A 25,454-nucleotide genomic window follows, 5' to 3' on the forward strand; every position below is an offset into this window, starting at 1 on the left:
AAAGACCGGCCCTGATGAGGAAAAGCGTTCAGATAGCCCAGGCGTCAGTCGGCGAACGCGACCTCGGAACGCCCGGTACGGGTGATACAGCGAACTTCCAACTGCTGGTAATTGAGATCATCCGGATCTGCTTCCGGCAGCCGGTACTCGAAGGTGCAACGCTTGTCGGGGTCGCTGCCCCAACGCACCACCAGCGATCCGGTCGGATCCAGCCCCCTCAGGAACGCACGGCCCGCCTGCCCCACCATTGCCAGGCTCTTGCCGTCGGCATCGAGCACTTCGGAGCCCAGCGGCGGGTTCTCGCCGTTGTCCCGCACGATCTTCAACAGCACCGGGATGCCGCTGATGGTCGGGTAGTTGAGCATGACCACCGCGCCATGGCGGGGCGCCACCGATTGCTCGGTGACCTGCAGCTCCACGTTGCGGAACAGCCCGGCCGGGTCGATCACCACCTGGTTCTGCCGATACGGGGACAGCCCACCGACCACGGCGTAGCCATTGCCGGCAATCCGCGTCCCGGCATCGTTCGACACATAGGCACCCTGGGCGCCTTTGGCCTCGATGATGGCGAGGGTTTCGCCCTGGGTCTGGGTGAAGTTGACGCCCCCCGGGTGGAGCACGATGGTGCCCATCGCACCGAGGTTCTCCTGGCGGTAGCCGGTGCCCTTGCTCAGCCCGGCATTGAGGGCCACGGCGGAGGCACGGTAGTTGAAGCTGCCACCGGTGTTGTTGAAGCGCTCGCCCTGGTCGCGACTGGTGGAGCCATAGAGGCTGTAGCTGGCCTGGGACTGTTCCCCGAGGGAGCCGCTCAGGCTGGCCTGGGTGCTGCTGCGACCCTTGGCGTAGTTGACCGACGTGCTGAGGCTGGCGGAACGACCCACATCGCCGATGGGGATGTTGAAGCTCATCATGTACTGGTTCTCATACCCCTCGCCCATGCGGGTACGTCCCACCGACAGGCTCATGGAGCCCCAGCGGTAGCTGTTGGAGTAGCCGCCCTGGAAGGTCATGTCGCCCTTGCGCGAGGCGTCCCAGTACTTCTGCGACGAGCCGCTCAGGTAGAGGCTGCCCATTTCCCCCGGCAGGGGTTGCGTGGCACTCACCTGGAAGCGGCTGCGCTGGCGATAGAGTCCACCTTCGGGGTTGCCATAGGCCTGGGCGTAGTCGCTGAAGCTCAGGTAGCCGCGACTGGAGAAGCGGTAGGCCGCCATGGTGAAGTTGGTCTGGGTCGCGTCCACCAGCTTCGAGTAGGTCATCCGGTAGCTGCGGCCGCCCCTGGGCGCCGAGTCCTCGGTGCGCTGGGGGGACTCCTTGACCTGCGACTGGGTCACGTCCAGTGCCAGGGCACCCAGCCCGGTACTCAGGGCCACACCGCCCTGAACCGCCATGTACTTCTCGGCGATGATGCTGCCGGTGTAGGCACTCCAGTCGTTGGAGATACCACGCTGGTAGGTGCCCTGGACGAAGCGAGGGACGCGCTCGGCCGAGTCGTTGCGGTACTCGCCGGCGGTGACGCTGAAGCGCGACATGCCCGGGCGCAGCAACTGGGCCACGGAGGCGTAAGGTACGAGGAAGGTGCGCTGGCGGCCATCCGCCTCGGTCACGGTGACCTCCAGGTCGCCGGAGTAGCCCGAGTCGTAGAGGTCCTCGATGCTGAACGGCCCGGGGGAGACCGTGACCTCGTGGAGGATCGACGCACCCTGGCGGATGGTGACCTTGGCGTTGGTCTCCGCCACGCCGCGGATGACCGGTGCATAACCACGCAGGGCGTCGGGCAGCATGCGGTCGTCCGAGCCCACCTGCACGCCCCGGAAGGGCACGCTGTCGAACAGCTCGCCCGGCGTGTAGTAGTCGCCCACGGTCAGTTGCGAGCGGATGCCGGTCAGGTCCCGCTGCACGTAGGTGCTGCTGTTGCTGTAGTGGCTGCGCGACGGGGCGCCCGACGAGCTGGAGCGGTTGTAGTTGCCATTGGTACGCAGCCGCCAGTCGCCCAGGTTGATGCCGTTGTTGAGCCCGATGCTGAGCTGTTGGGTATCGCCACTGTCGGTGTGGTTCCGGTAGAGGTTGGCGCTGTAGCCGATGAAACCGGCAGTGACGCCACGGTCCCAGTCCCGGGGATCCACCTCACCGCGCACCTGCCGCCCAAGGTAGGCCTGGGGGACGCTGAGGTAGGCGCTGAGTTCGGACAGATCGACGTTGACGCTGGAGGACGGCACCAGTTGCGTCAGGTCCAGGCACTCCTCGCTTTCCAGCTTCGCGCGGGCGGCCGCCGGGTCCGGAAGCTTGTCCAGGTCGAGGCCGATGGTGCCCAGTTGGGTCGGGGTGAAGCAGACCCGGGCGCCGTTGGGCGCGTCCTTGTCGTCCTGCAGACGGACTTCCTGGCGGCCTATCCAGCGCTCGTTGAGGAGGATGTCCAGCCGATAGGTGCCCGCCGGCAGCACGGTGCCGCGGCTGAAGCGGGACAGGTCCACCGCTTCACCCTGCCCCGAGCCATTGAACAGGAAGTCGGGGTTGAAGGCCGCAAAGCGAGGGCTATTGGGCAATTCGTCCGCATCGACGAGGCCCATGGCCCCCCCGAGCGAGGCCATGGCCACGGCAAAAGCCAACAGGTGTGGGCGTACGACAGGGCACCGCCGCTGACCGCCCGGGAGTAAGGCCCTTGTGAGGCCAACGGCATCCGTATCGGGAAGCGAAGTCATGGGTACACCTCGCATCGACCAGCGCGATGCTCCTTGGGATTCGTGTAAAGAAAATGGCGACTAATGCCCGGACCTACTTGTCCAGGCTGCTCTCCTGACCGACGCTGGCGCCGTAGTCGTTGATCCACTGCAGCACCACGCGACCGGATGCCGGCATGCCGGACAACCCGGTAACCGGGAAGTCGTGGCTGCCGAAGGGCCCGACCATGCCGCTGCCAGCCTTGTAGTCGCGGCCGTTGGCACGCAGGGCGATATCGCCGAAGGACACGTTGTAGGCACTGCGGTTGGTGGCCCTGAGCACGGGCTTACCGTCGATGCTGGCCAGGCTCCAGGCCACCTGCTCGATGGCGCGGTCCGGGCGGCCCGGCAGCCCCTCGGGGCGGTAGAACAGCTTGACCCGGGTGCGAATGGCGAACTGCATGTAGTTGCCGTCCTCGCTGGGCATGGGCGGCACGTCCAGCAGGTTCAGCCAGAACACGCTCTCGCGGTCCTTGGGCAGGGGCTCGCCGATGAAGGAAACCCTCACGCTCTGGCCTTTTCCGGGCTCTACACGAAACAGGGGCGGCGTCATGACGAAGGGTGCTTCAGCGTTCTCGGGGCGAATCTCGGGGTCACCCCGGTCGATCCACACCTGGACCAGGGAAGGCTGATTGCCGTCATTGCTGACGCGCACCCCGATCTCCTGCTGCTTCGCGGGGTAGATGAACCGGGTGCCATTGACCACGATGCCGGCATGGGCGCCGGACAGGGTCAACAAGGTCGTGACAGCCAGTAGCCATCGCGTGAATGAGATGCGCAGGGACATGGGGAAGTACCGTAGAGGCAACTCGCCCGGGAGGTCCCGGGCGAGTAGGGGGTATTACTCGTAGGTCATGGTGTAGGAGACATTCGTCAGCACAGGACCGGGCTTGATGGGATCGACCTTCGGGGCAAGGTAAGCGGCCGAGAACAACAACACGGCGTCGTTGTTGGTGCCGGTCACTTCCTCAAGGTTGTTGGTTCCATTCACCAGATTGATAGGATCACCGTTCTTGTTGAGGATCTGAACAAAGGCGTTGGATGCATTAGCGTCTTTGCTCTGGTTCTTGAGAACGCCTTCGACAGCATCGACCGTAGAGCCCGCGTCAAAATGAGCCTTGACCTTGGTGCCAGCAGTGCAAGCGCTGACGCGAATTTCGAACTGCTTGGCACCAGCCCTCTGGCCGGGAGCCAGCGAGGTTTGGGAAACGACTGGCATTTCCACATTTTGATTGAGGGTATTGCTGTCAATGGTGCAGGTCTTGCTGGAGACTTCGCCCTTGAAGGTGATCGTGCCGTCAGAAGCCAGTGCCAGGTTGCTCAGGCCGAAACCGACCAGGGCCGCGCCAGCGGTGAGGAACTTTTTCATTTAACTCTCCTGTAGAGGCGCCTGGTTCCACGCGCCGAAATGAAAGATTGACCTCTAGAGTCGGAACCAGAACTGAGCGCTTGCCGGCCTCGTATTGAGAACCGCATCGCACTTCAGCGTGGCGGGCACAATGATATCGACGGCCTCAAGCCGGGAATGGAGTCCCCGACCCATGCGGGCTGTAGGAAATTTCACCTGGATCTGAAACCTTTTCTGAGGCTGGCTTCAGAGCCCCAGAGGAAGGCGCCCGAGCGGGCGCCAGGAGGGAGAAGTGCGAGGTAGAGCGGCTACTGCTGCCGAGCGCTCAGGTCGTTGCGGCGGGCGAACTCGATGAGTTCGAGAAGCGAGGCGAGGTTGAGCTTCTGCTGGATGCGACTCTTGTAGGTGCTCACGGTCTTGTTGCTGAGCAGCATCCGCTCGGCGATTTCCTTGTTACCGAGGCCGGACGCCAGGTACTGCAGCACCATCAGCTCCTGGTTGGACAAGCGCCCCACCAACTCCTGCTCGCTGGCCGGCGCGCCCTGCCCCACCGGAAACACGTCGGCGGGGAAGAAGGTGAAGCCGGCGCTGATGGAGTTGATGGCGATCACCAGGTTCTGCAGGTCCTCCTCCTTGCTCACGAAGCCCCGTGCCCCCGCCTGCAGGCAGCGCTGACAGAAGCCCTCGGCGGGCAATGAGGTGAGCACCAGCACATGGCTGTCGAGCCCGAGCGAGCGGATGCGACTGATGACGTTGAGGCCGTCCAGGCGGGGAATGCCGATGTCGAGGATGACCACGTCCGGCTCGTGCTGGCGCACCATCTGCACGGCATCGACGCCGTTGTCGGCCTCACCCACCACCTCGAGCCCGTTGCGCTCCAGGAGCATGCGCACCGCCATGCGGATCACCGGGTGATCATCGACGATCAGGGCTGTTCTCATACTTGCGACCTCGCGCTGGACCACGGCTCGGGGGAGCCCCGACAAAACTGTGACACAGTCGTGCCACAGATGAAATTTCCTACAAACGCTACCGACGCTTCGCCTAGCTGCACTTGGACTGCCTGCGTAACGTGGCCGGACTTTTTACCAACCGAGCCCTCGCCATGAAGAACATCAGCATTCTGGTTCTGGAAGACGAACCCTTCCAGCGCCTGATCGCCGTCACCGCCTTGCAGAAGCTGGGGGTCCAGCGCATCCACCAGGCCGGCGATGGCGCCAGCGCCCTGGCCGAACTGCAGAGCTGCGGCGGCGTCGATGTCGTGCTGTGCGACCTGCGCATGTCGGGCATGGACGGCCTGGCCTTCCTCCGCCACGCCAGCCATTCCGGCGCCGTGCGCTCGGTGATCCTCAGCAGTGCCGTGGAAGCGCCCCTGCGCCAGGCCACCCAATCGATGATCCGCACCCTCGGGCTCGAATGCCTGGGCGACCTGGGCAAGCCCTTCGACATCGAGCGGGCCGCGCAGCTGCTGGCCCGCTACGAAGCCAACCAGGCCCGTGGGCTGGGCGAGCCGGAAGTCCTGGAGCTGCCCTCTCGCGACGAGTTGCTGGAAGGCCTGGAACTGGGCCAGTTCGAAGCCTGGTTCCAGCCCAAGGTGGACCTGCGCAGCGGCGAACTGATCGGTGCCGAAGCCCTGGCTCGCTGGCGCCACCCGCAGCACGGTGTGCTGATGCCCGCGCAGTTCCTGCAGATGATGGAGGCCCACGGCCTGATCAACCGCATGTTCTGGCAGATCTTCCGCCAGGGCCTGGAGTTGCAGCGCTGCCTCGCTCGCGAGGGCCGCTCGCTGAACATCGCCTTCAACCTCCAGCCCGGCCAACTGAGCGACAACGCCCTCCCCGAGCGGGTCCGCGAATACCTGGAAGAAGCCGGCCTGCCCGCCGATGGCATCACCTTCGAAGTCACCGAGACCGGCCTGTTCAGCGCCCCGACCACCAGCCTGGAGAACCTCGTTCGCCTGCGCATGATGGGTTGCGGCCTGTCGATGGACGACTTCGGCACCGGCTACTCCTCCCTCGACCGCCTCTGCGACCTGCCCTTCAGCCAGGTGAAGCTGGACGCCGGTTTCGCCCGCAAGCTCACCAGCCAGCCCCGCAGCGGCGCGGTGATCAGCAGCGCGGTGGCGCTGGCCAAGGCCATGGACATCAGCCTGATCATCGAAGGCATCGAGACCCGCCAGCAGCGCGAGCGCCTGCTGTCCCTGGGCTGCACCGAAGGCCAGGGTTTCCTCTTCTCGCGGCCGCTGGCCCGTCCGGACTTCGACCGCCTGCTGGTGGAGCGCCCGACGCTTCACTGAAGCTCCGGCATCTGCTGGAGCAGGCCACGCTCCAGGGCATCCAGGGCACGCCGCACGGCCTCCACGCCAGCCTCAAGGGCCTCGGTGCGCGGCCGTTCCACCACACTGGCCCGCGACAGGTACTCGCAGGCCTCGATCACCTGGGTGGCCTTGATCACCCGCGCCGCGCCCTTGAGCCGATGGGCCAGCTCGAACAGCGCCGATGCATCGTGCTGGCGCACCTGCTCTTCCAGCGCGGCGAGGTCGCGTCGGTTGGTGTTGAGCAACTCCCGCAGCAGGTTCACCGCCAGGCCTGGGTCGCCACCGGTCAAGGGTGCCAGCGGGCTCAGGTCGAACAACGCCGCAGCCTCCCCCGCCGGCGGCTCGACCGGCGCGGGTGAGGCGCCCGGGGCACCGCCGAGCTTTTCCTCCAGCAGGTCCAGCCCGATGGGCTTGACCAGGCAATCGTCCATCCCGGCCTTGAGGCCGCGCTCCACTTCTTCCTGCTGGGCGTCGGCGGTCAGCCCGAGGATCAGGGCCGGCACGCGCCCCTGCTGGCGCTCGTCCTCGCGGATGGCGCGGGCCAGGTCTGCCCCGTTCATGCGTGGCATGTGGCAGTCGGTGGCAACGACGTCGAAGGGCTGCTCGCGCCAGCGCGCCAGGGCATCCACTCCGTCCGCCGCCTCCACCACGGTGTGGCCCAGGTAGGCGAGCTGCTGGGCGAGGATCTGCCGGTTCACCGGGTGGTCGTCCACCACCAGCACTTTCAGCCTCCGCCGGGCCTGTGCCTCCTCCTGGCGGGCGATTTCCATCAGCGGGATCGGGTCGAGCCGCAGCAGGCGCAGCTCCACATCCACCCGTGTGCCGCGCCCGAGGGCGCTGTCCAGGGTCAGGCGGCCGCCCATCATTTCGCAGAGCGAGCGGCAGATCACCAGCCCCAGCCCTGCCCCTTCCATCGCCCCGGTGCTGCGCTGCACCTGCTCGAAGGGCTGGAACAGGCGCGCCTGGTCCGCCGGGTCGATACCGATGCCGGTGTCCAGCACGCTGAGGTAGACGTGCAACTGGTCGGACTCGCCGTCCTCGCCATGGATGCGCACGCTGACGCTGCCTTCACGGGTGAACTTGATGGCGTTGCTGACCAGGTTGGACAGCACCTGCTTGAAGCGCATGCCATCCACCAGCACATCGCCCTGGATGCCGCCATCGATGTCCAGGTTCAGCACCAGCCCCTTCTGCCGCGCCAGACCGTCGAACACCCGCGCCACCGACTCCACCAGCTCCCGCAGATTGGCCCGGCGCGGTGACAGGCTGAGCCGACCGGACTCGATGCGGGCGATGTCGAGGATGTCGCCGATCAGCTCCAGCAAGCCCTTCGCCGAGGTGTAGGCCACCTCGATGCTGGCCGGGTCGATGGGGCGGTCGGCCGCGCGCTTGAGTGCCAGTTCGAGGATGCCGATCACCGCATTCATCGGCGTGCGGATCTCATGGCTCATGGTGGCGAGGAAGGTAGTCTTGGCGCGGCTGGCCGCATCGGCCATGTTCTTCGCCGCTTCCAGCTCCAGCACCAGGTTGTGGTGCTCGGTGAGGTCCAGCCAGCCGCAGATCACTCCACGGGTGACCCCGGTGGAATCCTGGAAGGGCTGGATCCAGTGTTCGATCCACAGGGTGCGACCGCCCAGGGACAGCTCATGCACCGAGCGCTGCAGCTGCCCTTCGGCAATCGCCTGCAGCTGCCGCTGGTGGAATTCGGCAGCGTCCGGGAAATCCACCGGCAGCTCGGTCACCGTCAGGCCGATCACTGCCTCGCGGGGCAGGCCTAGGGTCTGCAGGTAGCTGCGGTTGCACGACAGCAGGCGTCCTTCGGTGTCCCGCACGTAGACCGGCGGCGGCATGCTGTCGATCAGTGTCTCGATGAAGCGCAGTTCATCCTGCAACTGGCGCTCGGCGAGCTGGCGTCGGCGCACCTGGCGCCGCAGGTGCAGCACCCAGGCCAGCACCAGCAGCAGGAGCACCGCCGCACCGATGATGATTCGCTGGATGAGCACACCGTAGTCGCGCCAGGTCTGCGGGCTCATGCCCGGCATGCCGCGCCAGCGGTTGGCCGTGGCAGCCAGTTCGTCGGGCGACAGCTCGGCCAGCGCCCGGTCGAGGATCGCCTGCAGCTCGGTATCGCCCCGACGCACCGCGAAGTTGGCCGTGGCCGGCCCCACCGGCGCCACCTGGGCGATGGCCAGGCGGCCCTGGAACATCCGCACCAGGTAATAGCGGGCCACCGGAAGCCCCACCAGGGCGGCATCGGCGCGGCCGGTGTCGACACTGTGCAAGGCATCCAGGGTCGAACCGGGTTCCACCAGTTCCGCCTTGGGGAAGGCACGGCGGATCGCCTCCCGCGCCACATGGCCGCGCCCCAAGGCGAGCACGCGACCGGACAGGTCCCCCACCGACTCGCCGAGGCCATCGGCGCCGGAACGGGTGACCAGCACGAAGGGGCTGCTGGTGATCGGCCGGGTGAAACGCAGCAGGGTTTCCCGCTCATGGTCCTGCGTCAGCAGCCCGACATCCGCCAGGCCGGAGGTCAGGGCGTCGATCTGGCCGGCGTAGCCGCCGGTGCGGCTGACGGCCTCGAAGCGCAGCCCGGTACGCAGCCGCACCAGGTCCAGCAGCTCGGCGATGATGCCCTGGAACTGCCCGTTGCCGTCGAAGAAGGCCAGGGGCGCCAGGTCGTCGTCCACCGCCACGCGCACCACCGGATGACGCTGCACCCAGCGCGCCTCCTCCGGGGTGAGCACCATGCGCTCGGCCGCCGGCATCACACCGTTGCCCACCCAACGGCGAGCGATCTCGTCCAGGCGCGAGCGACCGACTGCACGCAGTGCCCCATCGATCCCCCGCAGCAGTTGCGGGTCGGACTGACGCACCACGAAGGCCAGCTCGCCGCCGGGCCAATCCACATAGCGCTCGAAACGCACCGTGCCGTAGAAGGCGCGGTTCAGCAGGTAGTAGACCGGCACCACATCGGCCAGCAGCAGGTCCGCACGGCCGAAGGCGGCATCGGCAACGCCCTCTTCCACCGTGTCGACCGGCAGCGCCTGGGCGGACGGGAACAGCGCCACGGCATCGCCGTGCCCCGGCGTGTAGGCCACCTTCAGGCCCTTGAGGTCATCGGGAAACTCGCGGCGGTCATCGCCACGGCGGAACAACGCCAGCCGGCTGGAGCCGTAGGCCAGGCTGCGGGCAAGCCCCGGCTCCTGCTCGTCATGGCTGTCGGCACCGAACAGGTCGATGTCCCCGGCCAGCAGCGCCTTCTCCAGCGCCGCACGGTCGGGGTAGGCACGCAGGCGGATCTGCAGACCAAGCATCTGCCCCAGCAGCGCGGCCGCATCCGGCGTCATGCCCTGGTAGGCCCCCTGCCCCTGGAGAATCTCCAGGGGCGGATACCCCTGGGCCAGCACGCCTAAGACCAACTCACGGCGCTGGCGCAACCAGTGCCAGTCGGATTCGGAAATTTCCAACTCCTGCTGGTCCACCACCACCTGGCTGGACAGCGAGAGCGCGCGCCCTTCCTCGGCCAGGACGACACCGCCGAACGACAGGCACAGCAAAGACAGGCACAGGGAGAGTGTGCGGAGGACGGAAATACGGGACACAGACCCACCTGCAGGGAAAAGAGGTGTCGGGGAAACCTTAGTTCAAGAGCAGACAGGCGACCCTAAGGGGACGTACATAAAAGTAATACCTACATGTCTTGTAGGAAACTTCCCAAAAGACCAATCCCGCCGCGCACCGCAAATATAATCCGCGCTCTACATGCTTAGCCAAACTTTTTAAGCCGCCTCATCAGACGGATAAATCAGGTCGTACAAGTTAGCCGGGCAGAAAAACGAAGTATTCGGAATAGTCCGAAAGACAGCGAGCAAGATTCTGAGAAGAATCGCTCAATGCCAACTTGATCGACATCGCGCTCGGGCCCATACCCCCGTCGTTCGCGGTCAGGACGGCAAAAGACCGATCCTTTAACACACCTATACGGCAAGTTCCCGAAGGCTTCCGTGCGCCTTCCTATTGAATTGAGAAACTTGAGCAGGAGAACCAACCAGATGAGCAAGATTCTGCTGATCGACAACCAGCCCATGATTCGTTTCGCGACTCGCGTACTGCTGGAACGCGAAGGTTATGAAATCGTCGGTGAAACCGAAAACGGCGTGGAAGGCCTCAGCATGGCCCGCTCCCTGCGCCCCGACCTGGTCATTCTCGACATCGCCATTCCCAAGCTCGACGGCCTGGAAGTGCTGGGGCGCCTCAGCGCGATGGACGTGAACCTCAAGCTGCTGGTGCTCACCTCGCTGCCGGCCGCGCTGTATGCCAATCGCTGCCTGCAGGCCGGTGCCACCGGCTACCTCTCCAAGCAGGAGCAGGCCGTGAGCCTGATCTCTGCCACCCGCTCGGTGCTCTCCGGCTACAGCCTGTTCCCCAGCACCGTGCACCTGCCCTCCGGCGCCCAGGAAGGCGGCAGCCCGAACGACAGCCAGTTGCTGGACAGCCTCTCCGACCGTGAGCTGGCCGTGCTGCAGAACCTGGCCAACGGCAAGAACAACAAGGAAATCGCCGAGCAGCTGTTCATCAGCCACAAGACGGTCAGCACCTACAAGTCCCGCCTGATGGACAAGCTGAAGACCCGCAACCTGGTGGACCTCATCGACTTCGCCCGCCGCTACGCCTTGCCGACCTGACCCCGCGCCGAGCCCCGGCCCCTGCGCCGGGGCGCCGCCTTCATCGCTAAGACGGCAGCCCGATCACCCGCCCCACATACGCCGGCAGCGGACACGCCCGGTGCCCCTCGAACAACGCCCCGACCCGTTCCGCCACTCCGGGTGCGAACGCGCAGGAGCGCGCCGTAGCGGCGTCCACGTTCATCAGTATCTGCTCACTGGCTGCGAGCATCACCGGTTCGTCCGGCCGGTAGAGGCTGTGGTGGATGTGCAGGCGCTTGGTGTCCACGCCCAGCACCTGGGTGCGCACCTCCACCGCTTCATCCAGTTTCACTTCCGCCAGGAAGTTCAGGTGGCACTCCAGCGTGTACAGCGTGTGGCCGGTCTCCGCGCGCCCACCCTCGTCGAGGCCGATCACCTCCATCAACGCGTCTGTGGCGTAGCTGAAAACCAGCAGGTAGAACGCATCGCGCAGGTGGCCGTTGTAGTCCACCCACTCGGCGGGAATGCGCGTGCGGTAGGTCACCAGGGGTTTGCTCATGTCCGGGCTCCATTCCATCGAAAGGCCATGCCGGCTACTCCGCGAAGGCGAAGCCATGACGGGCCTTGGTGTCCTTGATCGCCGCCAGCACCGCCAGCAGGCAGTCGTCCCGGTAGCGTTCCAGCTCGGCGATGCTGCGCTCGCCCTGCTGCACCGCCGTGCCCTCCACCACCCGGTCGATCAGCGTCTCGGTCAGTTCCGGTGCCGGCAGGTAGGTCCAGGGCAGTTGCAGGGCCGGCCCGAACTGCGCCATGAAGTGGCGCATCCCCGCGTTGCCGCCGGCCAGGGTGTAGGTGAGGAAGGTGCCCATGAAGGACCAACGCAACCCCGCACCGAAGCGGATCGCATCGTCGATCTCCCCGGTGCTGGCCACACCGTCGTTGACCAGGTGCAGCGCCTCGCGCCACAGCGCCTCCAGCAGGCGATCGGCGATGAAGCCCGGCACCTCCTTGCGCACGTGCAGCGGGCGCATGCCCAGTGCGCTGTAGACCTGGATCGCCGCCTGCACCGCCTCGGGCGCCGTCTTCTCCCCGCCCACCACCTCCACCAACGGCAGCAGGTAGACCGGGTTGAACGGGTGCCCCACCACGCAGCGCTCCGGATGCTGCGCGTCGGCGTAGAACTCGCTGGGCAGCAGCCCCGAGGTGCTGGAGCCGATGATCACGTCCGGGCACGCCGCCGCGCTGATCTGCGCATGCAGCGCCAGCTTCAGCTCCAGGCGTTCGGGAGCGCTCTCCTGGATGAAGTCGGCGTCCCGCACGCACTCGTCGACGGTGTCGACGAAGCGCAGGCGCGCCTGGGACGCACCCGGCGCCAACCCCTGCTTCTCCAGGGCCGGCCAGGCATTGGCGATGCGGGCCCGCAGCGCGGCCTCGGCACCCGGTGCCGGGTCCCAGGCGACGACGTCCAGCCCGTGGGCCAGGGCGCGGGCGACCCAGCCGCTGCCGATCACGCCGCTGCCAAGGGCGGCGAAGGTTCTGATGTGAGTAGTGAAGGCCATGGTGGCTCCTGATCCTGTGTCGATTGGCGCTGCGTCCCGGGCTGAAGCCCGGGCGACGGCATATGAATGAGGGGTTTGCTCAGCCGCGGCGCTTGAGGTTCATCTTCTCGCGGCCCTCGGCCGGGCTCAGGGCACGGCCGCCCAGGCGCTCGATGATCTCGATGGCCCGCTCCACCAATTGCCCGTTGCTGGCGTGCACGCCCCGGTCCAGCCAGATGTTGTCCTCCAGACCGACCCGCACGTTGCCGCCCAGCAGCATCGCCTGGGCCACCATCGGCATCTGCATGCGGCCGATGCCGAAGCCGGCCCAGGTCAGGCCGGGCGGCAGGTTGTCGGCCATGGCCTTCATGGTCGTGGTGTCCGCCGGCGCCCCCCACGGAATCCCCAGGCAGATCTGGATCAGCGGGTCCTCCAGCAGCCCTTCCTTGAGCATCTGCTTGGCGAACCACAGGTGGCCGGTGTCGAAGATCTCCAGCTCGGCCTTCACGCCCAGCTCGGTGATGCGCCTGGCGCCCGCCCGCAGCTGGGCCGGGGTGGACACGTAGATGAAGTCGCCATCGCCGAAGTTCAGCGTCCCGCAGTCCAGGGTGCAGATCTCCGGCAGCAGTTCCTCCACATGGGCCAGGCGCTCCAGCGGCCCCACCAGGTCGGTGCCGGCGCCGAACTCCAGCGGCTGCTCGCCCTTGCCGATCTCCAGGTCCCCGCCCATGCCGGCGGTGAGGTTGATGATCACGTCGGTGTCGCTCTCGCGGATGCGCTCCACCACCTCGCGGTACAGCGCCACGTCGCGGCTCGGCTTGCCGGTACGCGGGTCGCGCACATGGCAGTGGGCGACGGTGGCGCCCGCCTTGGCCGCCTCGATGGCGGCGGCGGCGATCTCCTTCGGGGTGACGGGAATGGCCGGGTGCTTGCCGACGGTATCGCCGGCGCCGGTGACGGCGCAGGTGACGATGACTTCATGGTTCACGGTGGATTCATCCTTCTGCGAGGCGATCGGAAACCGTGCGCGGGCGAACCCGCGCACCGGGGTTGAACGGCATTACTTCAGGGAGGCGACGGCCTGGTCGCTGCTGCGGCCATCGAAGGTGGTCACGCCCTCCAGCCAGCCCTTGACCACCGCCGGATTGGCCTTGAGCCACTCGCGGGCGACCTTGCCCGGCTCCTGGCGCTCCATGATCGGCTGCATCAGCTGCGCCTCCTGGTCGCTGGTGAAGCGCAGGCTGGTGACCAGCCGGTTGGCATTGGGGCAACGCTGGGCGAAGTCCGGCGCGGTCACGGTGGAGACGGTGGCGGCGCCGTCGTTGGGGCCGAACACGTCCTCGCTGCCGGTCAGGTAGGTCACCGGCATCTGGATGTTCATCGGGTGCGGCTTCCAGCCGAAGAACACCACCGGCTTGTGGTTCTTCACCGCACGCTTCACCGCCGTCAGCATCGCCGCCTCGCTGGACTCCACCAGCTTGAAGCCGCCCAGGCCGAACTGGTTGCCATCGATCATCTTCTGGATCGCCAGGTTGGCGCCGGAACCGGACTCGATGCCATAGATCTTGCCGCCGAGCTGGTCCTTGAAGCGGGCAATGTCAGCGAAGGTGCGCAGCCCCTGCTCGGCGGTGTAGGTGGGTACCGCCAGCACCGCCACGGCATCGCCCAGGGACGGCTGGGCCGCCACCTTCACGGCGCCGCTGTCGAGGAAGGGCTTGATGTTGTCGTCCATGATCGGCTTCCAGTAGCCGAGGAACACGTCCACCTGCTTCTTCTGGATACCCGCGAAGATGATCTGCTGCGACGCCTGGGTCTGGCTGGTCTGGTAACCCAGGCTGCCCAGCAGCTCGTTGGCGACGGCGGAGGTGGCGACCACGTCGGTCCAGCCCACCACGCCCATGCGGATCTTCTGGCAACTGGCGTCGTCGGCGGCGAATGCAGCGGTGTGGGACAGGGCGAACAAACAGCAACCAGCGAATGCGGTAAGACGTTTCATCGATGCTCCCCTTGCGGCCATGCGGCTTTCTACTTGTTGTTCAGGAGGCCGGGGTCGACGGCTCCAGGCCCGTTCGACCCGCCCGGCGACTCCATCCGTGCTCGGGCGCCACGTCAACCCGATGGACACAACTTACGCAGCGCCCGCCCCGCCGATTCGAACCAGAACGACCACCTCTAGGACAGAAACGACCTCCCCGCTTGCACCCGCCGCATAGCTGGTTTTTAAGTGCTCATCGCCTCGTGGAACCCGCCCATGACCCAGACCTTCGGCTTCCTGCTGCTGCCCGGCTTCTCGATGATGGGCCTCATGTCGGCGGTGGAACCGCTGCGAGTGGCCAACCGCTTCCGCGGCGAGCTGTACCGCTGGCGCCTGCTCAGTGCCGACGGCGGCCCGGTGGCCGGCAGCAACAGCATGTCGCTCAACGTGGATGGCGGCCTGGAGGCCCCGGCCGCCGGGGATTGCCTGCTGGTGGTGGCCGGCTTCGAGCCGCTGGCCACCTTCAACCCGCGCCTGTCCCACTGGCTCAACCGCGCCGAGGCCAACGGCGTGCGCCTGGGCGGCATCGACACCGGCAGCTTCGTGCTGGCCGAGGCCGAACTGTTCGAGCGCCAGCGCCTGACCCTGCACTGGGAGGCCATCGACGCCTTTCGCGAACGCTACCCGTCGCTGACCGTCACCCAGGAGCTGTTCGAGATCGACGGGCGCCGCATCACCAGCGCCGGCGGCACCGCCAGCCTCGACCTGATGCTCACGCTGATCGCCCGCCAGCACGGCGAGGCCCTGGCGTTGAAGGTGTCGGAACAGTTCGTGCTCGGCCGCATCCGCTCCCAGCAGGACCACCAGCGCATGCAGATCGCCAGCCGCTTCAACGTGCACAACCGCAAGCTGGTGCAGGTGATCGGCGAGATGGAGCGCCACAGCGAGACGCCGCTGTCGACCTGCACCCTGGCCGAGCGCGTGGGCGTCACCCCACGCCAGCTGGAACGGCTGTTCCGCCTGCACCTGAAGGACACGCCGACCCGTTTCTACCTGGGCCTGCGCCTGGAAAAGGCCCGGCAGCTGCTGCGCCAGACCGACATGGGCGTGCTGGAGGTGGCCCTGGCCTGCGGCTTCGAGTCCTCCAGCTACTTCTCCCGCTGCTACCGCCAGCGCTTCGACACCACCCCGAGCCGCGACCGGCACGAACACCCGGACCCGCCGCAGCGATGAAGCGGCACAGCAGACGCAGGATGGCGTTGAGCTGTGCGAAACCCATCCTTGCCGGGCCCGGTTCGGGTTCGATTCGGTTCGCCGAGCTCACCGCATCCTACGGGTTGTGCACACGGTGCCGCGGGGGGTGGATCGCGCTCCACCGAGCCACCATCGAGCGCCACGGGAACGCCCGACTTTGGGCAGCCTCGTAGGATGGGCTGAGCTGTGCGAAGCCCATCATTACCAGGCACGACTCGGATGCGATGCGGTTCGCCGAGCTCACCGCATCCTACGGGCTATGCACGCAGCACCGCGGGTGGATCGCGCTCTACCGATCCACCGTCGGGCGCAACGGGCGGGCCGCACGATGCGGCTAGACCGCCCGCCCCTGCTCGGCCAGGGCTGCCTGCACCAGGGGGTGGAGGTTCTCGCCCTGGCGCTCCACCTGCCAGGCCATGAGCTCGATGCGCATGGCCGGGGTCCAGAAGTTCTGCAGGTGCTGCTGGACGCCTTTCACCGCCGCCTCCGGGTCCGGCTCGCTGCTGAAGAACTGGGCGATCTGGTTGGCCATCTTGATCAGGTTGTCTGTGCTCATCGGCGTGCCTCGACTCTCTCCGTCCTGCGGCGCTCCTTGAGCAGGCGCCGTTGTTCGTCACTGAACGCCTGATAGCGTTTCTGCCATTCGGAAGGCTGGAACACCTTCGTCACTTCCACCGCCGTCACCTTGTATTCCGGGCAGTTGGTGGCCCAGTCGGAGTTGTCGGTGGTAATCACGTTGGCGCCCGACTCGGGGAAGTGGAAGGTGGTGTACACCACCCCCGGCGCCACCCGTTCGGTCACCCGGGCACGCAGCACGGTCTGCCCCGCACGGCTGCCCACGCCCACCCAGTCGCCCTCGGCGATGCCACGGCTCTCGGCGTCGCTGGGGTGGATCTCCAGGCGGTCCTCCTCGTGCCAGGCCACGTTGTCGGTGCGCCGGGTCTGCGCGCCAACGTTGTACTGGCTGAGGATGCGCCCGGTGGTGAGCAGCAGCGGGTAGCGGTTGTTCACCTTTTCCTCGGTGGGCACGTAGCCGGTCAGCATGAAGCGCCCCTTGCCACGCACGAAGGCGTCGATATGCATGGTCGGCGTGCCGTCCGGCGCGGCGTCGTTGCACGGCCATTGCAGGCTGCCGTGACGCTCCAGCTCGGCGTAGCTGACACGGCTGAAGGTCGGCGTGAGGCGGGCGATCTCGTCCATGATTTCCGACGGGTGCCGGTAGTCCATGCGGTAGCCCAGGGCATTGGCCAGGGCCACGGTGGCTTCCCAGTCGGCCTTGCCGCCCAGCGGCTCCATCACCTTGCGCACGCGGGAGATGCGCCGCTCGGCGTTGGTGAAGGTGCCGTCCTTCTCCAGGAAGGAGCTGCCGGGCAGGAACACGTGGGCGAACTTGGCGGTTTCGTTGAGGAAGATGTCCTGCACCACCACGCACTCCATGGCCGACAGCGCGGCGGTCACGTGCTGGGTGTTGGGGTCGCTCTGGGCGATGTCCTCGCCCTGGCAGTACAGCCCCTTGAAGCTGCCACCCAGGGCCGCCTCGAACATGTTGGGGATGCGCAGCCCCGGGTCGGGCTGCAGGGTCACGCCCCAGGCCTGCTCGAACTGCGCCCGCACCGCCTCGTTGGAGACGTGGCGGTAGCCCGGCAGCTCATGGGGGAAGGAGCCCATGTCGCAGGAGCCCTGCACGTTATTCTGCCCGCGCAGCGGGTTCACCCCGACCCCCTCGCGGCCGACGTTGCCGGTGGCCATGGCGAGGTTGGCGATGCCCATCACCGCCGTGCTGCCCTGGCTGTGCTCGGTCACGCCCAGCCCGTAGTAGATGGCCGCGTTGCCGCCGGTGGCGTAGAGCCGGGCCGCCGCACGGATGGCGTCCGGGGCTACGCCGCAAACCGGACCCAGGGCCTCGGGGGAGTGCTCGGGACGGCTGACGAACGCACTCCAGCGGGCGAAGTCGGCCGGCTCGCAGCGGGCGTCGACGAAGTCCTGCTTCACCAGCCCCTCGGTAACGATCACGTGGGCCAGGGCGTTGAGCATGGCCACGTTGGTGCCCGGACGCAGCGCCAGGTGCAGCTCGGCGCGGGCATGGGGCGAGTCCACCAGGTCGATGCGGCGCGGGTCGATGACGATCAGCCGCGCGCCCTCGCGCAGGCGGCGCTTGAGCTGGGAGCCGAACACCGGGTGGGCGTCGGTGGGGTTGGCACCGATCACCAGGATGACGTCGGCCTGCATCACCGAGTCGAAGCTCTGGGTGCCGGCGGACTCGCCCAGGGTCTGCTTCAGCCCGTAGCCGGTGGGCGAGTGGCAGACGCGGGCACAGGTGTCCACGTTGTTGTTGCCGAAGCCGGCGCGCACCAGCTTCTGCACCAGGTAGGTCTCCTCGTTGGTGCAGCGGCTGGAGGTGATACCACCGATGGCGTCGCGCCCGTACTGCAGCTGCAGGCGGCGGAACTCGCCGGCGGCGTAGTTCACCGCCTCCTCCCAGCTGACTTCCTGCCACGGGTCGGTGATGCGCTTGCGGATCATCGGCTTGGTAATACGGTCCGGGTGGGTGGCGTAGCCCCAGGCGAAGCGGCCCTTGACGCAGGAGTGGCCGTGGTTGGCCTGGCCGTTCTTGTCCGGGACCATGCGCACCAGCTCATTGCCCTTCATCTCCGCACGGAAGGAGCAGCCCACGCCGCAATAGGCGCAGGTGGTGATGACGCTGCGCTCCGGCTGGCCCATCTCCACCACGCTCTTCTCCATCAGCGTGGCGGTGGGGCAGGCCTGCACGCAGGCCCCGCAGGAGACGCATTCGGAGTCGAGGAAGTTCTCCCCGCCGGCCGCCGCCACGCGGGAGTCGAAGCCGCGCCCGTCGATCGTCAGGGCGAAGGTGCCCTGCACCTCCTCACAGGCCCGCACGCAGCGGTTGCAGACGATGCACTTGCTCGGGTCGTAGTCGAAATAGGGGTTGGAGGTGTCCTTGGCATCGCTCAGGTGATTGGCTCCGTCATAGCCGTAGCGCACCTCGCGCAGGCCCACCTGGCCGGCCACGGTCTGCAGCTCGCAGTTGCCGTTGGCGGAGCAGGTGAGGCAGTCCAGCGGGTGGTCGGAGATATACAGCTCCATGACGTTGCGCCGCAGGCTGGCGAGCTTGGGCGTCTGGGTGCGCACCACCATGCCTTCGGTCACCGGCGTGGTGCAGGAGGCGGGGTAGCCGCGCATGCCGTCGATTTCCACCAGGCACATGCGGCAGGAGCCGAAGGCCTCCAGGCTGTCGGTGGCGCAGAGCTTGGGAATGGTGGTGCCGAGCAGCGCGGCGGCACGCATCACCGAGGTACCGGCAGGCACGCTGATTTCGCGGCCGTCGATGCTCAGGCTGACCTGCACCTCGCTCTGGCGGGCGGGGGTGCCCAGGTCGGTGTCCTTGGCGGGGTCGAAGATCTGGATCATTGCTCAGCCTCCGTGGGCGGCAGCCCGAAGTCGGCGGGGAAGTGCCTGAGGGCGCTGGTGACCGGGAAGGCGGTCATCCCGCCGAGGGCACAGAGCGAACCGTAGGTCATGGTGTCGCAGAGGTCCTGCAGCAGCAGGGCCTGCTCCTCGCGGGCGGTGATGTCGGTGGCGGCGATCAGCCGGTCCACCACTTCCACGCCCCGGGTCGAGCCGATGCGGCAGGGCGTGCACTTGCCGCAGGACTCCTCGGCGCAGAACTGCAGGGCGAAGCGCGCCATCCGCGCCATGTCCAGGCTGTCGTCGGCCACCACCACACCACCATGGCCGAGCATGGCGCCCATGGCGGCGAAGGCCTCGTAGTCCAGCGGGGTGTCGAACTGCGTGGGCGGCACCCAGGCCCCCAGGGGACCGCCCACCTGGGCGGCCTTCACCGGCCGGCCACTGGCGCAGCCGCCGCCGTAGGTCTCGATCAGCTCCCGCAGGGTCAGGCCGAAGGCCCGCTCCACCAGGCCGCCGTGACGGACGTTGCCGGCCAGCTGGAAGGGCATGGTGCCCAGGGAGCGGCCCATGCCGAAGTCACGGTAGAACGCCGCGCCCCGGGCCAGGATGAGCGGCACCGAGGTCAGCGTCAGCACGTTGTGCACCAGCGTCGGCTGGCCGAACAGGCCTTGCAGCGCCGGCAGCGGCGGCTTGGCGCGGACCACGCCGCGCTTGCCTTCCAGGGAGTCCAGCAGCGCGGTTTCCTCGCCGCAGATGTAGGCCCCGGCGCCGACTCGCACCTCCAGCTCGAAGGGCCGGCCGCTGCCGGCCACGTCCGTGCCGAGGTAGCCGGCATCACGGGCCAGCACGATGGCGCCGCGCAGGGCCTCCACCGCCTGGGGGTACTCGGAGCGCACGTAGATGTAGCCCTGGCTGGCGCCGACGGCGAGGCCGGCGATGGCCATGCCCTCGATCAGCAGGAAGGGGTCGCCCTCCATCAGCATGCGGTCGGCGAAGGTGCCGGAGTCACCCTCGTCGGCGTTGCACACCACGTACTTCTGCTCGGCGACGGCGCCACGCACCGTGCGCCACTTGATACCGGCGGGGAAGGCGGCGCCACCGCGCCCCCGCAGGCCGGAATCCAGCACCGCGGTGACGATCTCGTCACCGCTCAGCGCCACGGCGCGGGCCAGGCCTTCGAAGCCGCCGTGGGCACGGTAGTCGTCCAGGGACAGCGGCCGGGTGATGCCGGCACGGGCGAAGAGCAGCCGCTGCTGGCTCTTCAGGTAGGGCAGCTCCTCCACCGCCCCCAGGGCCAGGGGATGCTGGCCGTCACCAGCCAGGGCGTCGAGCAGGCCGGGCACGTCGGCTTCGCTGACCGGGCCGAAGCCCTGGCGACCCTCGGCCCCCTCCAGCTCCACCAGCGGCTCCAGCCAGTAGAGGCCACGGGAACTGGTGCGGCGCACCTCCAGCGGCAGCTGCCGGCGCGCAGCCTCGGCCACCAGGGCGGCGGCCACGGCATCGGCGCCTACCGCGCGGGCGACGGAATCACAGGGGATGCACAGCCTCAGCATGAGCCGTCCTCCAGGCAACCCTGCACCAGCGCGTGCAGGCGTTCAGGGGTCAGCCGGGCGTGGACCTTGCCGTCCACCTCGACCGCCGGGGAGCAGGCGCAGGCGCCCAGGCAATAGACCGGGCGCAGGCTGACGCGGCCATCGGCAAGGGTGCCGTGGTCGTCCAGCTGCAGTTGCTCGCGCAGTTGCGCCGCCAGGGCTTCGGCGCCCCGGCTCTGGCAGGACTCGGCGCGGCACAGGCGCACGGTGTGGCGCGCCGGCGGGGCGGTGCGGAAGTCGTGGTAGAAGCTGATCACCCCGTGGACCTCGGCCTGGCTGAGGTTGAGGGCGTGGGCGATCTCGGGGATGGCGAGGGCGGGAATATAGCCGGCGCCCTCCTGGATGGCGTGCAGGATCGGCAGCAGGGCACCGGGGGTGTCCTTCTCCCGCGCCAGCACGCGCTGAATCAGAGGCAGGTGAAGCGTCTCATCAGGCATACAGCGTTCCTCGGCTCCACAGGCCGGGCGCTGAGCGCCTGGGCCTGGAGGTTTCGGCTGCGGCAGCGCCGACCGCCACGGTACGCGGGCCGGTTGCCACCCTGTTGCCGGGACCGCACGTCTTCGCGCACGGGTCCGGGGCATTACGCGAGCTTGCCATCCCTGCGCCTGGGAAATTGCACCTCAGCGACCCTGTGCATGCTGAAACCGACGCCGGGCGACTTGCCGCCACCTTCTTATATAGATGCCCCGCAGCCCCATCGGCGGATGCCGGACGCACGGCCAGCCACGAGGCGCCGCCTCGCCGAACCCCGCATGCCTATCCGCGACCGGCTTGACGCTTTCGGCAATACCCCGGTCGCTTTTGCGCGATAGCGCCCAAAGCCCCGGGGATATGCTCCCTTCAAAGCGCCGGCAACCGATTCGGCGCGCCCGACACCAAGGGGACAGCCTGATGAGCCCAGCCGAACTGCACGCCGACAGCATCGTCATCGATGGCCTGATCATCGCCAAGTGGAACCGCGAACTCTTCGAAGACATGCGCAAGGGCGGCCTGACCGCTGCCAACTGCACCGTCTCCGTGTGGGAAGGCTTCCAGGCCACGGTGAACAACATCGTCGCCAGCAACAACCTGATCCGCGAGAACAGCGACCTGGTCATCCCGGTGCGCACCACCGCGGACATCCGCAAGGCCAAGGAACAGGGCAAGACCGGCATCCTCTACGGCTTCCAGAACGCCCATGCGTTCGAGGACCAGATCGGCTACGTGGAGGTGTTCAAGCAGCTCGGCGTGGGCATCGTGCAGATGTGCTACAACACCCAGAACCTCGTGGGCACCGGCTGCTACGAGCGCGACGGCGGCCTCTCCGGCTTCGGTCGCGAGATCGTCGCCGAGATGAACCGCGTCGGCATCATGTGCGACCTCTCCCACGTCGGCTCCAAGACTTCCGAGGAAGTCATCCTCGAATCGAAGAAGCCCGTCTGCTACTCCCACTGCCTGCCTTCCGGCCTGAAGGAACACCCGCGCAACAAGTCCGATGAAGAACTGAAGTTCATCGCCGACCACGGCGGCTTCGTCGGCGTGACCATGTTCGCGCCGTTCCTGGCCAAGGGCATCGACTCCACCATCGACGACTACGCCGAAGCCATCGAGTACGTGATGAACATCGTCGGCGAGGACGCCATCGGCATCGGCACCGACTTCACCCAGGGCCACGGCCAGGACTTCTTCGAGTACCTGACCCACGACAAGGGCTACGCCCGCCGCCTGACCAACTTCGGGAAGATCGTGAATCCCCTGGGCATCCGCACCGTGGGCGAGTTCCCCAACCTCACCGAGACCCTGCTCAAGCGCGGCCACAGCGAACGCGTGGTGCGCAAGATCATGGGCGAGAACTGGGTGAACGTCCTGAAAGACGTCTGGGGCGAATGACGCCAGCCGGAACCGAACACGAATCGTAGGGTGGATGACGCTCTTTTCATCCACCACCCCACCGCGCGGTGGCTCATCTCTGCGGCGGATGACTGAAGCGCCATCCGCCCGATACCTGACCTGAATTCGGAGTTATCCACATGGCCAAACACGCCCCTGAACTGCCCATCGAAGTCGACAGCGAGACCGGCGTCTGGACCACCGACGCCCTGCCGATGCTCTATGTGCCGCGCCACTTCTTCGTCAACAACCACATGGGCATCGAGGCCGAGCTGGGCCCGGAGCGCTACGCCGAGATCCTCTACAAGGCCGGCTACAAGTCCGCCTGGCACTGGTGCGAGAAAGAGGCCGAATGCCACGGCCTGGAAGGCGTGGCGGTGTTCGAGCACTACATGAAGCGCCTGTCCCAGCGCGGCTGGGGCCTGTTCCAGATCCAGGACATCGACCTCGACAAGGGCACCGCCAGCGTCAAGCTCAAGCACTCCGCCTTCGTCTACGTCTACGGCAAGGTCGGCCGCAAGGTGGACTACATGTTCACCGGCTGGTTCGCCGGCGCCATGGACCAGATCCTCGCCGCCCGTGGCAGCAGCCTTCGTACCGTCGCCGAGCAGGTCTACAGCGGCTCGGAAGAAGGCCACGACGACGGCCTGTTCATCGTCAAACCCCTGTAAGCCGGAGCACGCACCATGGCCTTCGAAGCAATGTTCCAGCCGATCCAGATCGGCAAGCTGACCATCCGCAACCGCGTGCTTTCCACCGCTCACGCCGAGGTGATCGCCACCGACGGCGGCATGACCACCGAGCGCTACATCCGCTACTACGAGGAGAAGGCCAAGGGCGGCATCGGCCTGGCCATCTGCGGCGGCTCGTCGGTGGTCTCCACCGACAGCCCGCAGCAGTGGTGGAGCTCGGTGAACCTGTCCACCGACCGCATCATCCCGCACTTCCAGAACCTCGCCGACGCCATGCACAAGCACGGCGCCAAGATCATGATCCAGATAACCCACATGGGCCGGCGCTCGCGCTGGGACGGCTACAACTGGCCGACCCTGATGTCCCCGTCGGGCATCCGCGAGCCCGTGCACCGCGCCACCTGCAAGACCATCGAGGTGGAAGAGATCTGGCGCGTCATCGGTGACTTCGCCCAGGCCGCGCGCCGCGCCAAGGCCGGCGGGCTGGATGGCGTCGAACTGTCCGCCGTGCACCAGCACATGATCGACCAGTTCTGGAGCCCCCGCGTCAACAAGCGCACCGACGAATGGGGCGGCACCTTCGAAGGCCGCATGAAGTTCGGCCTGGAAGTGCTCAAGGCCGTGCGCGAGGAAGTCGGCCCCGACTTCTGCGTCGGCCTGCGCATCTCCGGTGACGAGTTCCACCCCGACGGCCTGTCCCACGAGGACATGAAGCAGATCGCCAAGTACTACAGCGACACCGGCATGCTGGACTTCATCGGCGTGGTCGGCTCCGGCGCCGACACCCACAACACCCTGGCCAACGTCATCCCCAACATGAGCTTCCCGCCGGAGCCCTTCCTGCACCTGGCGGCCGGCATCAAGGAAGTGGTCAACGTCCCGGTGCTGCACGCACAGAACATCAAGGACCCGAACCAGGCCACGCGCATCCTCGAAGGCGGCTACGTGGACATGGTCGGCATGACCCGCGCCCACATCGCCGACCCGCACCTGATCGCCAAGATCAAGATGGGCCAGGTGGACCAGATCAAGCAGTGCGTCGGCGCCAACTACTGCATCGACCGCCAGTACCAGGGCCTGGACGTGCTGTGCATCCAGAACGCCGCCACCACCCGCGAGTACATGGGCGTTCCGCACATCATCGAGAAGACCACCGGCAAGAAGCGCAAGGTGGTCATCGTCGGCGGCGGCCCCGCCGGCATGGAAGCGGCCCGCGTGGCGGCCGAGCGCGGCCACGACGTGACCCTGTTCGAGAAGAAGGACCAGCTCGGCGGCCAGATCACCCTCGCCGCCAAGGCCCCGCAGCGCGATCAGATCGCCGGCATCACCCGCTGGTACCAGCTGGAGATCGCCCGCCTCGGCGTCGACCTGCGCCTGGGCACCGCCGCTGATCCGGCCACCATCCTCGACCTCAAGCCCGACATCGTGGTGCTGGCCAACGGCGGCCACCCCTTCATCGAGCAGAACGAGCACTGGGGTGCGGCCGACGGCCTGGTGGTGAGCGCCTGGGACATCCTCGAAGGCAAGGTGGAGCCCGGCAAGAACGTGCTGGTCTACGACACCATCTGCGAGTTCGGCGGCATGTCCGCAGCGGACTACCTGTCCGAGAAGGGCGCCCAGGTGGAGATCGTCACCGACGACACCAAGCCCGGCGTCGCCATGGGTGGCACCACCTTCCCGACCTACTACCGCAGCCTGTACCCGAAGGAAGTGATCATGACCGGCGACCTGGTGCTGGAGAAGGTCTACCGCGAGGGCGACAAGGTGGTGGCCGTGCTGGAGAACGAGTACACCGGCGCCCGCGAGGAGCGCGTGGTGGACCAGATCGTCATCGAGAACGGCGTACGCCCGGACGAGACGCTGTACTACGCCCTCAAGCAAGGCTCGCGCAACAAGGGCCAGATCGACGTCGATGCCCTGTTCGCCATCCAGCCGCAGCCCTGCCTCAGCGAGCCCGGTGACGGTTACCTGCTGTTCCGCATCGGCGACTGTGGCGCCCCCCGCAACGTGCACGCGGCGATCTACGACGCCCTGCGCCTGTGCAAGGACTTCTGACGCCGCCAGGTAGACGCGG

At 67.1% G+C, this 25,454-nt stretch carries 19 protein-coding genes; 6 read left to right on the forward strand and 13 right to left on the reverse strand.

Going from position 1 to position 25,454, the window contains the following annotated elements; all coding sequences use genetic code 11:
- Positions 1-44: 44 nt before the first annotated feature.
- The 4 genes from FBY21_RS18035 to FBY21_RS18050 form a co-directional block, all read right to left on the reverse strand.
- Positions 45-2,567 (reverse strand): fimbria/pilus outer membrane usher protein, encoded by a 2,523-nt coding sequence (locus FBY21_RS18035; RefSeq protein ID WP_253543747.1) that lies wholly within the window; start codon positions 2,565-2,567, stop codon positions 45-47.
- 205 nt (positions 2,568-2,772) lie between these two features.
- The gene (locus FBY21_RS18040; protein ID WP_244165657.1) at positions 2,773-3,456 is read right to left on the reverse strand and encodes a fimbria/pilus periplasmic chaperone; all 684 of its coding nucleotides are present in this window, start codon (positions 3,454-3,456) and stop codon (positions 2,773-2,775) included.
- Positions 3,457-3,558: 102 nt separating this feature from the next.
- Positions 3,559-4,086, reverse strand: coding sequence for a fimbrial protein (locus FBY21_RS18045; protein ID WP_074967315.1), 528 nt, complete (start codon positions 4,084-4,086; stop codon positions 3,559-3,561).
- Between the two features lie 287 nt (positions 4,087-4,373).
- Entirely contained in the window at positions 4,374-5,006 is a 633-nt protein-coding gene (locus FBY21_RS18050; RefSeq protein ID WP_142012718.1) for a response regulator transcription factor, read from the reverse strand.
- Between the two features lie 164 nt (positions 5,007-5,170).
- On the opposite strand from FBY21_RS18050, the gene FBY21_RS18055 reads away from it, so the two are divergent.
- Positions 5,171-6,361, forward strand: coding sequence for an EAL domain-containing protein (locus FBY21_RS18055; RefSeq protein ID WP_074967311.1), 1,191 nt, complete (start codon positions 5,171-5,173; stop codon positions 6,359-6,361).
- Here the strand turns inward: FBY21_RS18055 and FBY21_RS18060 are convergent.
- Positions 6,355-9,987 carry a transporter substrate-binding domain-containing protein gene (locus tag FBY21_RS18060; protein ID WP_253543749.1) on the reverse strand — a complete coding sequence of 1,211 codons (3,633 nt, stop codon included), beginning with the start codon at positions 9,985-9,987 and terminating at the stop codon, positions 6,355-6,357. The two genes, FBY21_RS18055 and FBY21_RS18060, sit on opposite strands and share 7 nt — an antisense overlap.
- Before the next feature lie 450 nt (positions 9,988-10,437).
- On the opposite strand from FBY21_RS18060, the gene FBY21_RS18065 reads away from it, so the two are divergent.
- Positions 10,438-11,070, forward strand: coding sequence for a response regulator transcription factor (locus FBY21_RS18065; RefSeq protein ID WP_044409178.1), 633 nt, complete (start codon positions 10,438-10,440; stop codon positions 11,068-11,070).
- A 46-nt stretch (positions 11,071-11,116) separates the two neighbouring features.
- Here FBY21_RS18065 and FBY21_RS18070 read toward each other — a convergent pair whose 3' ends face one another.
- The 4 genes from FBY21_RS18070 to choX all read right to left on the reverse strand — a co-directional run bounded on the left by FBY21_RS18070 (position 11,117) and on the right by choX (position 14,565).
- Positions 11,117-11,590 carry a thioesterase family protein gene (locus FBY21_RS18070; protein WP_142012721.1) on the reverse strand — a complete coding sequence of 158 codons (474 nt, stop codon included), beginning with the start codon at positions 11,588-11,590 and terminating at the stop codon, positions 11,117-11,119.
- 34 nt (positions 11,591-11,624) lie between these two features.
- The gene (locus FBY21_RS18075; RefSeq protein ID WP_142012723.1) at positions 11,625-12,590 is read right to left on the reverse strand and encodes an L-carnitine dehydrogenase; all 966 of its coding nucleotides are present in this window, start codon (positions 12,588-12,590) and stop codon (positions 11,625-11,627) included.
- 79 nt (positions 12,591-12,669) lie between these two features.
- Positions 12,670-13,557, reverse strand: coding sequence for a 3-keto-5-aminohexanoate cleavage protein (locus FBY21_RS18080; RefSeq protein WP_044409188.1), 888 nt, complete (start codon positions 13,555-13,557; stop codon positions 12,670-12,672).
- A gap of 72 nt (positions 13,558-13,629) precedes the next feature.
- The gene (gene choX / locus FBY21_RS18085) at positions 13,630-14,565 is read right to left on the reverse strand and encodes a choline ABC transporter substrate-binding protein (RefSeq protein ID WP_044409191.1); all 936 of its coding nucleotides are present in this window, start codon (positions 14,563-14,565) and stop codon (positions 13,630-13,632) included.
- A gap of 255 nt (positions 14,566-14,820) precedes the next feature.
- On the opposite strand from choX, the gene FBY21_RS18090 reads away from it, so the two are divergent.
- Positions 14,821-15,777, forward strand: coding sequence for a GlxA family transcriptional regulator (locus tag FBY21_RS18090; protein ID WP_142012726.1), 957 nt, complete (start codon positions 14,821-14,823; stop codon positions 15,775-15,777).
- 355 nt (positions 15,778-16,132) lie between these two features.
- Here the strand turns inward: FBY21_RS18090 and FBY21_RS18095 are convergent, their stop codons facing one another.
- Genes FBY21_RS18095 through FBY21_RS18110 form a run of 4 tightly spaced genes read right to left on the reverse strand, consistent with a single transcriptional unit; the run spans position 16,133 to position 21,256 of the window.
- Positions 16,133-16,354: a formate dehydrogenase subunit delta gene (locus tag FBY21_RS18095; RefSeq protein ID WP_044409197.1), complete on the reverse strand. Its 222-nt coding sequence runs from the start codon at positions 16,352-16,354 to the stop codon at positions 16,133-16,135.
- On the reverse strand, positions 16,351-19,227 hold the full coding sequence (fdhF, locus tag FBY21_RS18100; RefSeq protein ID WP_142012729.1) for a formate dehydrogenase subunit alpha: 2,877 nt from the start codon (positions 19,225-19,227) through the stop codon (positions 16,351-16,353). Before fdhF ends, FBY21_RS18095 begins: the two co-directional genes overlap by 4 nt.
- The gene (locus FBY21_RS18105; RefSeq protein WP_142012732.1) at positions 19,224-20,780 is read right to left on the reverse strand and encodes an NADH-ubiquinone oxidoreductase-F iron-sulfur binding region domain-containing protein; all 1,557 of its coding nucleotides are present in this window, start codon (positions 20,778-20,780) and stop codon (positions 19,224-19,226) included. Before FBY21_RS18105 ends, fdhF begins: the two co-directional genes overlap by 4 nt.
- Positions 20,774-21,256 (reverse strand): formate dehydrogenase subunit gamma, encoded by a 483-nt coding sequence (locus tag FBY21_RS18110; protein ID WP_044409202.1) that lies wholly within the window; start codon positions 21,254-21,256, stop codon positions 20,774-20,776. Before FBY21_RS18110 ends, FBY21_RS18105 begins: the two co-directional genes overlap by 7 nt.
- 454 nt (positions 21,257-21,710) lie before the next feature.
- On the opposite strand from FBY21_RS18110, the gene FBY21_RS18115 reads away from it, so the two are divergent.
- The 3 genes from FBY21_RS18115 (at position 21,711) to dgcA (ending at position 25,435) form a co-directional block, all read left to right on the forward strand.
- Positions 21,711-22,688 carry a dipeptidase gene (locus tag FBY21_RS18115; protein ID WP_044409203.1) on the forward strand — a complete coding sequence of 326 codons (978 nt, stop codon included), beginning with the start codon at positions 21,711-21,713 and terminating at the stop codon, positions 22,686-22,688.
- A gap of 140 nt (positions 22,689-22,828) precedes the next feature.
- Positions 22,829-23,359 carry a DUF5943 domain-containing protein gene (locus FBY21_RS18120; RefSeq protein ID WP_044409204.1) on the forward strand — a complete coding sequence of 177 codons (531 nt, stop codon included), beginning with the start codon at positions 22,829-22,831 and terminating at the stop codon, positions 23,357-23,359.
- Between the two features lie 15 nt (positions 23,360-23,374).
- Complete coding sequence (gene dgcA / locus FBY21_RS18125; protein WP_044409207.1) at positions 23,375-25,435, forward strand: dimethylglycine demethylation protein DgcA; 2,061 nt, start codon at positions 23,375-23,377, stop codon at positions 25,433-25,435.
- Positions 25,436-25,454 lie beyond the last annotated feature (19 nt).

Source organism: Pseudomonas sp. SLBN-26, from assembly GCF_006715895.1.
GTDB classification, from domain to species: domain Bacteria; phylum Pseudomonadota; class Gammaproteobacteria; order Pseudomonadales; family Pseudomonadaceae; genus Metapseudomonas; species Metapseudomonas otitidis.